8 protein-coding genes and 1 pseudogene are annotated in these 7740 nt (G+C 53.9%); 6 read left to right on the top strand and 3 right to left on the bottom strand.

What is annotated here, in order from left to right; genetic code table 11:
• The 6 genes and pseudogenes from IGR76_03305 to IGR76_03280 all read left to right on the top strand — a co-directional run.
• The coding region (locus IGR76_03305; protein MBF2077555.1) for a BamA/TamA family outer membrane protein at positions 1 to 1717 on the top strand (1717 nt) is incomplete at its 5' end.
• Between the two features lie 84 nt (positions 1718 to 1801).
• On the top strand, positions 1802 to 2638 hold the full coding sequence (locus IGR76_03300) for a UDP-3-O-acyl-N-acetylglucosamine deacetylase (GenBank protein MBF2077554.1): 837 nt from the start codon (positions 1802 to 1804) through the stop codon (positions 2636 to 2638).
• A 59-nt stretch (positions 2639 to 2697) separates the two neighbouring features.
• Positions 2698 to 3222 (top strand): 3-hydroxyacyl-ACP dehydratase FabZ, encoded by a 525-nt coding sequence (gene fabZ, locus IGR76_03295; GenBank protein MBF2077553.1) that lies wholly within the window; start codon positions 2698 to 2700, stop codon positions 3220 to 3222.
• A gap of 69 nt (positions 3223 to 3291) precedes the next feature.
• On the top strand, positions 3292 to 4119 hold the full coding sequence (gene lpxA, locus IGR76_03290) for an acyl-ACP--UDP-N-acetylglucosamine O-acyltransferase (GenBank protein ID MBF2077552.1): 828 nt from the start codon (positions 3292 to 3294) through the stop codon (positions 4117 to 4119).
• 8 nt (positions 4120 to 4127) lie between these two features.
• Positions 4128 to 5294 carry a lipid-A-disaccharide synthase gene (lpxB, locus tag IGR76_03285; protein ID MBF2077551.1) on the top strand — a complete coding sequence of 389 codons (1167 nt, stop codon included), beginning with the start codon at positions 4128 to 4130 and terminating at the stop codon, positions 5292 to 5294.
• A 103-nt stretch (positions 5295 to 5397) separates the two neighbouring features.
• Positions 5398 to 6047, top strand: a pseudogene (locus IGR76_03280) (HAMP domain-containing histidine kinase).
• Between the two features lie 4 nt (positions 6048 to 6051).
• Here IGR76_03280 and IGR76_03275 read toward each other — a convergent pair.
• The 3 genes from IGR76_03275 to IGR76_03265 all read right to left on the bottom strand — a co-directional run.
• Positions 6052 to 6504 carry a VOC family protein gene (locus IGR76_03275; protein MBF2077550.1) on the bottom strand — a complete coding sequence of 151 codons (453 nt, stop codon included), beginning with the start codon at positions 6502 to 6504 and terminating at the stop codon, positions 6052 to 6054.
• Between the two features lie 65 nt (positions 6505 to 6569).
• On the bottom strand, positions 6570 to 7562 hold the full coding sequence (locus IGR76_03270) for a zinc-dependent alcohol dehydrogenase family protein (protein MBF2077549.1): 993 nt from the start codon (positions 7560 to 7562) through the stop codon (positions 6570 to 6572).
• A gap of 38 nt (positions 7563 to 7600) precedes the next feature.
• A partial coding sequence (locus IGR76_03265; protein ID MBF2077548.1) for a hypothetical protein occupies positions 7601 to 7740 on the bottom strand: 140 nt, incomplete at its 5' end.

The following is a 7740-nucleotide window of genomic DNA, read 5'->3' as shown; positions in this document are numbered from 1 at the left end:
GACTCAACCCGGTCGTACTGCTACCCGTAGCCAACTCCAGGCAGACATTAACGCCATATTTGCAACGGGCTTCTTTTCTAACGTGCGCGTCACCCCTGAGGATACGCCCCTAGGAGTACGAGTAACCTATACCGTTGATCCGAACCCGATTCTCCAATCGGTGGTGGTGGAAGGGAATCAGGTACTCCCCGATAGTGAGGTAGAGGCGGCCTTTAGTGACCAGTACGGTGAAATTCTGAACCTGAACCGATTCCGCATTGGCGTTGAACAAATTAATCAGTGGTATCAGGACAATGGCTATGTTCTGGCACAGGTGATTGATGCGCCTCAGGTGGCAGATGATGGGGTGGTCACGATTGAAGTTGTGGAAGGTGTCGTAGAGGATATCCGCGTTCAGTTTGTGACTTCGGAAGGGGAAACCGTCGATGAAGAGGGCAATCCTATTGATGGGCGCACGCGTGACTTTATCATTACGCGTGAGTTTGAAACCCAACCGGGCGATGTCTTTAACCAGGCTCAAATTGAGCAAGACCTACAGCGCTTGTTCAATCTCGGGATTTTTGAAGACGTGCGTCTTGGGCTAGAACCGGGTGATGACCCCGCCAAGGTTGATATGGTTGTGAACGTGACTGAGCGAGATACCGGATCCATTGCCGCCGGTCTCGGTCTGGGTCCAGAGGGGGTGTTTGGAACCGTCAGCTATCAGGAGCGTAACTTCGGTGGGAATAATCAAAGCCTAAGCGCTGAGGTGCAGCTTGGTCTGCGAGACTTTTCGTTTGATATTGGATTCACAGATCCGTGGATTGGGGGTGATCCCTACCAGACGTCTTACACCGTCAATGCGTTTAACCGACGAACCATTTCATCGATTTTCGATGGAGGGGAGCGTGAGGTTACGCTTCCGGATGACGATAAGCCCAGATGCGATGACTGTGGCGATCGCCCCCGGGTCAATCGATTAGGGGGGGGTGTCCGGTTTACGCGTCCTCTCGATGAATGGTTGGGATGGGAAGACTGGACTGCCTTCGCCGGTTTTTCGTACCAGCACGTGACCATTCGAGATGCAGATAACAACATTGCGCCTGAAGATGCACTGGGTAACAACCTCAGCTTCAGCGATACAGGCGAAGACGATTTGTTCATGTTCCAAGTAGGACTCGTGAACGACTCTCGGAATGACGCACTTCAGCCGACCTCCGGCTCTGTCTTCCGGTTCAACATGGATCAAACGGCTCCCATTGGTTCGGGCAGCATTCTTATGAACCGATTGCGGAGTAGCTATAGCTTCTACGTTCCCGTCAATTTCATCGGATTTTCCGATGGCCCAGAAACCTTTGCCTTTAACGTTCAGGGCGGCACTATTTTAGGTGATGTGCCTCCCTACGAAGCGTTCGCATTAGGAGGAACAGATTCTGTTCGGGGCTATGACTTTGGTGAACTTGGCACTGGCCAGAGTTATTTCCAGGCAACGGTGGAATATCGCTTCCCTGTCTTCTCCATCGTGCGTGGTGTGCTATTTGCGGACTTTGGAACAGACTTAGGAACAGCAGATGAGGTGCCGGGCAATCCGGCAGGGATACGGGAAAAGCCCGGAACGGGTGCTGGCTTTGGTGTGGGTGTGCGGTTGGATACGCCCTTAGGCCCCCTGCGCCTCGACTATGGCATTAACGATCAAGGCGATACTCGATTCCACTTTGGTATCGGGGAGCGGTTCTAGGCTGTGAATACATCTGCACCAGGGGCAAACCATTTTACGCCCTCATCTACTCAATGGCATTCTTTGCTTCCGCGCATCATCGGCATGAGTCGGCAAACGCTTGGACAACCTATCGAGCTTTCGGGGGTGGGGCTTCATTCTGGGGAAACCACTCGTGTGCGGATTCTGCCAACCCACCCTCTGGCAGGACGCTCCTTTGTGCGGGTTGATTTACCGGATATGCCTGTGATTCCTGCGCGGGTCGATGCGGTGGGTCAAACAGTTCTATCGACTGAGCTGCGAGCAGGCAATGCCTTAGTGCGAACCGTGGAACACTTGCTGGCTGCCTTGGCCGGACTAGGGATAGACGATGCTCGGATCGAGATTGACGGTGCAGAAGCCCCCCTGTTAGATGGTTCGGCTCAGCCGTGGGTGGAGGCGATCGCCCAAGCGGGTGCGGTATCCCAAGACGTGCCTCGTCCGATCGTCCCGGTGACAGAGCCAATTTGGATACGGGATGGCGATGCTTTTGTTGCGGCTCTACCCTCTGAAACGCTGCGATTTACCTACGGTATTGACTTTGAGAGTGCGGCTATTGGCAACCAATGGTATAGTTGGTCGCCTGTTCAGGAGTCGTTTGCAGAGGCGATCGCCCCTGCTCGCACCTTTGGCCTTGCCCATCAGGTGGACTACTTGCGGCAACAAGGGTTGATCAAAGGCGGTAGTCTAGACAATGCGCTCGTTTGTGATGAATCTCAGTGGCTAAATCCGCCATTGCGATTTCCAAATGAACCCGTCCGTCATAAACTTTTAGACTTAGTAGGGGATATTAGTCTGTTGGGGTATTTTCCTCTTGCTCACCTGTTGGCCTATAAGGCCAGTCATCGGTTACATGCTCAATTAGCAACCCAACTGGCACAGCTTAGAGTAACAGATGCTTAGGTTTTAAGCGGATGGCTCTGGGTGTTCTTGTTCTCAAAGGTTCATTCGTAAATTTGCCCATGTCTACACTGACCGACATTCACACCTCCAACCCTCAGCTCACCCTTGAGGCGGAACAGGAGAGCGATCCATCTGTGGCTCCAGAAAAAACAACGTTTAGCATCGAGGAAATCCACCGCCTCTTGCCGCACCGTTATCCATTCGCATTAGTCGATCGCATTATTGACTTTGTTCCGGGAAAGATGGCGGTGGGCATCAAAAATGTCACCTTCAATGAGCCTCAATTCCAAGGGCACTTTCCAGGGCGTCCCATTATGCCAGGGGTGCTCATTATTGAAGCCATGGCGCAGGTGGGCGGTATTGTGCTGACCCAAATCCCGGACTGTCCTGATGGGCTGTTCATGTTTGCGGGTATTGATAAAGTCCGTTTTCGCCGTCCCGTGGTGCCGGGGGATCAACTGGTGATGACCGTTGAACTGATTACCGTGAAGCGTCGTCGATTCGGTAAAATGCAGGGCCGCGCTGAAGTAGATGGACAACTGGTTGCCGAGGGAGAACTGATGTTCTCTATTGTGGACTGGTAATCGACCCGCAATCCTCGGTATTGGAGTATCCTAGCTGTCCTATACTCAAACGCATACGGAGACAAATCCTTGACTACCTTGATTCATCCTACTGCTGTGATTCATGCCGGAGCCGACCTCCACCCAACGGTTCAGGTCGGTGCGTATGCGGTCATTGGCAGTAAGGTCAAGGTAGGCCCAGGAACCAGCATTGGTGCCCATGCGGTGATTGAGGGCTGGACGGAGATAGGCGCTCGGAATCAGATCTTTCCAGGGGCGGTGATCGGTCTGGAACCACAAGATTTGAAGTATGACGGCTCGCCCACGATGGTCAAAATTGGGGACGATAACCTGATTCGGGAGTATGTCACCATTAACCGTGCGACGGGGGCAGGGGAGGCTACGGTGCTGGGCGATGGCAATTTGCTGATGGCCTATGTTCACGTGGGACATAACTGCGTGCTGGGCGATCGCGTCATTATTGCCAATGGGGTAGCGCTGGCGGGACACGTTCACATTGAGTCCCAGGCTCGGATTAGCGGCGTTTTAGGGGTGCACCAATTTGTGCATATTGGGCGTTTAGCCATGATCGGCGGCATGAGCCGGATTGATCGAGATGTGCCTCCCTACATGCTTGTGGAAGGGAATCCCTCGCGGGTGCGATCGCTCAATCAGGTCGGTCTAAAGCGGGCAGGTATTGCCGATGTCGATAACGGTCAAGTAGTTCAATCGCTGAAGCAAGCCTTTCGGTTGCTGTACCGTTCAGGGTTGTCCTTCCAAGAGGTGCTCAACGAGATGAATCGTCTGTACCCTAATCCCCACCTTCAGCACTTGCACGATTTCCTGGTGTTATCCAAATCCCATGGACGACGCGGCCTGATTCCCGGAAAGGCAAAACGCCTCTCCCACGAGGATTAGGGTGCCCCATGCCTCGTATTTTCATCAGTACGGGAGAGGTGTCGGGGGATCTCCAGGGATCGCTCTTGATTGAGGCGCTGTATCGGCAAACGTCCAAACACGACGTTGACCTAGAGATTATTGCCTTGGGGGGCGATCGCATGAAGGCTGCCGGAGCCACCCTTCTCGAAAATACGAGTGCGATCGGCTCGGTGGGCTTATTGGAAACGTTGCCCTTCATTTTGCCCACGGTGCTCTTGCAGCGTCGGGTAGAAGCCTACTTGCGCGATCATCCGCCCGATGTGGTGGTGTTGATTGATTACTTTGGAGCCAATGTAAGGATTGCCCGATTTATTCGGCGGCAGTTTCCAGGGGTACCGATGGTTTACTACATCAGTCCCCAGGAGTGGGTGTGGTCGGTGAGTCTTCGCAACACGCAGCGAATTGTGGAGATGAGCGATCGCCTTTTGGCAATTTTTCCAGAGGAAGCCCGTTACTACTCTAAGCACGGTGCGAATGTGACTTGGTTGGGTCATCCCTTGCTGGATCGAGTGGAGCATTGGCCCACGCGAGCTGAGGCGCGAAATCAGTTAGGAATAGATGCGGATCAACTGGCGATCGCCCTCATTCCGGCCTCGCGACGGCAAGAGATTAAATATCTGATGCCAGTGATGTTTGCTGCAGCCCAGCAGATTCAAGCCCAGCGCCCAGAGGTTCGGTTTTGGATTCCCTTATCGTTGGAAACCTATCGTCCGGCGATTGAGGCCGCCATTCGAGACTATGGATTGCAGGCAACGATAGTGAACATCTCGGAGCAGGCGATCGCCGCCGCAGATCTGGCTCTGACCAAATCGGGAACGGTAAATCTAGAATTAGCGTTGATGAATGTGCCCCAGGTGGTGGTGTATCGGGTGAGTCCAGTCACAGCCTGGATTGCGACCACTATTCTCAAGTTCAGCATTCCCTTCATGTCCCCTGCCAACATTGTGCTAATGGAGTCGATCGTGCCGGAGTTTCTTCAGGATGCGGCTACACCAGAGGCGATCGCCCAAACCGCGCTAGAGCTTCTCCAACCCGAACATCGGCAAAGCCTAACCCAGGATTACCAACGGATGCGGGATGCCTTGGGGCAACCCGGAGCGTGCGATCGCGCTGCCTTAGAGATTTTGGCCTGTGGGTTGATTATCGAACATTGAGGCAGCGATCGCTATTGTCTTGACTTGATGGAAATTTGTGACTCGCGCTATCGGAGTGTTAGCTATTGACCTAGAGTTTCTTCAGGAGGATCTACCCCGTCTCATGGACTCCATGAAACTGGGAGCCGATCGCATTCGTAAAATTGTGCTGTCTCTGCGGAACTTTTCACGGATTGACGAGGCCGAGACTAAACCCGTCGATCTCCACGAAGGTCTGGAAAGTACGCTGCTCATTCTGCAGAATCGCCTCAAAGCCAAGCCGGATGCCCCGGCGATTAAGGTTGTGAGGAACTATGGGGAACTGCCCTTGGTAGAATGCCATGCCAGTCAGATTAACCAGGTGTTTATGAACCTGATTAGCAACGCCATTGATGCCCTAGAGATGGCCTTTGAGCAACGCCAAGTCACTCATCCTGAAATTCGTATTACAACCAGCGTGGTGCAAAGTAACCCGATTCTGGCTCCCTGGGGCGATCGCGCCCGTATTGAAATTGCGGATAATGGCCCTGGCATTCCCCTAGAGGTACAACAAAAAATCTTTGATGCCTTTTTCACGACCAAACCTGCCGGGAAAGGAACCGATTAGGACTCTCGATTAGTCAGCAAATTGTTGTGGACAAACACCGGGGAACTTTGGAATTCCAGTCCTCACCCCAGGATGGAACGCGATTTTCCATAGAACTACCCGTCCAGTTACAGCCTGCGCCTGCGAAGACGAATCCTTGGGTTGAACCAACTGTGCTACAAGGGTGATAACTTAGCCTGGATCACAGCGAATTTCGATCAAAAATCCATCGGGGTCGTAAAAATAAATGCCTCGTCCTGTGGGGCGCGTGACAGGGCCATGATCAATCTGGACATGATGAGCCTGGAGAACGGCAATCGCCTCTTCAAAGTATGCCGGATCAATGTCAAACGCTAGATGGTTGGCACGGGTAAACTGCTGGGTTGGGTCGGAGGCGGGCGGGTCTAAGTCCGGTTCCCAAAAGAGATCGATCACTGTCCCGTCTGGGGTGACAAAGTTGGCGACTTTTCCCTCACGAACTAGCGACACCAGCGTTGACGGAACCTCGTCGCCCGTCAGTTCATGTAATCCCAACACCGTTCCATAAAAATAGCGCGATGTCTGCATATCCTTCACGTTGAAGGCGACATGATGAACCCGACGCAACTGACCGGGTGCGAGAGTGGGCGCAGAAAGGGATTGCATAGGGAAACCTCCGCTCTCCAAAACAGCCGATGTGGTTCTATTGTGCCGATCAAATGCTGAATTCGCTAGATCATCAGCACAATCTTGCCCGTAGTTGATCCCTGCTCGATCAGGCGGTGGGCTTCGGCAGCCTCCGCGAGGGGCAGTTGGTGGCTGACGTGGATCTGGAGTTTGCCCTGATCGATGAGAGCTGCACACTGGCGCAAAATATGGGCTTGGTGCTGTTGAGCCTCTACCATTCCCTTCAGTTGGGGGGTGAGCATCAGTTCATAGCTGACGCGGAGGTTACGATCGCGTGCGGTTTTCCAGTCGGTTTCGGCATCGGGAGCCAGAAGCGTCACTACATCGCCGTACACGTTGGTGACGGCAAAACACTGCGAGAAAGACCGTCCGCCAAGGGTGTCAAAGGCCACATCCACGCCGCCGCCACTCCAGGACAGCACGGCATCCACCACATCCGTTTGGGGATACAGAATCGACTGATCGGCACCCAAAGATTCTACAAATTCCGCTTTTTCCTCGTTGCTCACCGTTGTACACACCGTCGCACCGATGTTGTGGGCAAGCTGAATCGCCACATGACCCACGCCGCCCGCCCCGGCTTGAATGAAGGCTTGCTGTCCGGATTGCAACCTTGCCCGGTCAACCAGGGCTTCCCATGCTGTTAACAGCACGAGGGGTGAAGCGGCGGCCTCTGCAAAGCCGATCGACTTCGGTTTAGGGGCAATAAATCGAGAATCCACGACGGTGTACTCGGCATAATTTCCCCCCGGCGCACCCAAGCCACCCTGGGAAAAGTACACCTCATCGCCGATGCTAAAGCCCTCTACCGATGCGCCGATCGCCTCAATGACACCTGCTCCATCGCATCCCAGAATGGCGGAGTCGTAATCCGGGTAAAACGTGCCGCGCGATCGCACCTTGGTATCAATGGGATTCACCCCCGCCGCCACCAGCCGCACCAACACATCGCGATCGCCCCGTAGTTCGGGCATGGGAACGTCCTGCATTTTCAGCACATTGGGATTCCCCGGTGCTGTCATCACTACTGCTTTCATACTGTGTTGTCCCTAGTTCGTATACTGTGGGCGATCGCCTAGGTTTCCGCCATGCGCGATCGCGCCGATTCCAAGGCTATACGCACCTGATCAAAGCCCGTGCCGCCAAAACTGTTTCGGGCAGCGACCACCTGACGAGGGGCGATCGCCTCATAGATATCCGTTTCAAAGGCGGGAT

The organism is Synechococcales cyanobacterium T60_A2020_003, from assembly GCA_015272205.1.
Classification (GTDB): Bacteria; Cyanobacteriota; Cyanobacteriia; order RECH01; family RECH01; genus JACYMB01.
This window is presented reverse-complemented; position numbering and strand designations above follow the sequence as displayed.

Coding starts and splice junctions, on each gene's coding strand:
- fabZ (MBF2077553.1), top strand. CDS start 2,698: ATGTCTACACTGACCGACATTCACACCTCCAACCCTCAGCTCACCCTT.
- lpxB (MBF2077551.1), top strand. CDS start 4,128: ATGCCTCGTATTTTCATCAGTACGGGAGAGGTGTCGGGGGATCTCCAG.
- IGR76_03300 (MBF2077554.1), top strand. CDS start 1,802: ATGAGTCGGCAAACGCTTGGACAACCTATCGAGCTTTCGGGGGTGGGG.
- IGR76_03275 (MBF2077550.1), bottom strand. CDS start 6,504: ATGCAATCCCTTTCTGCGCCCACTCTCGCACCCGGTCAGTTGCGTCGG.
- IGR76_03270 (MBF2077549.1), bottom strand. CDS start 7,562: ATGAAAGCAGTAGTGATGACAGCACCGGGGAATCCCAATGTGCTGAAA.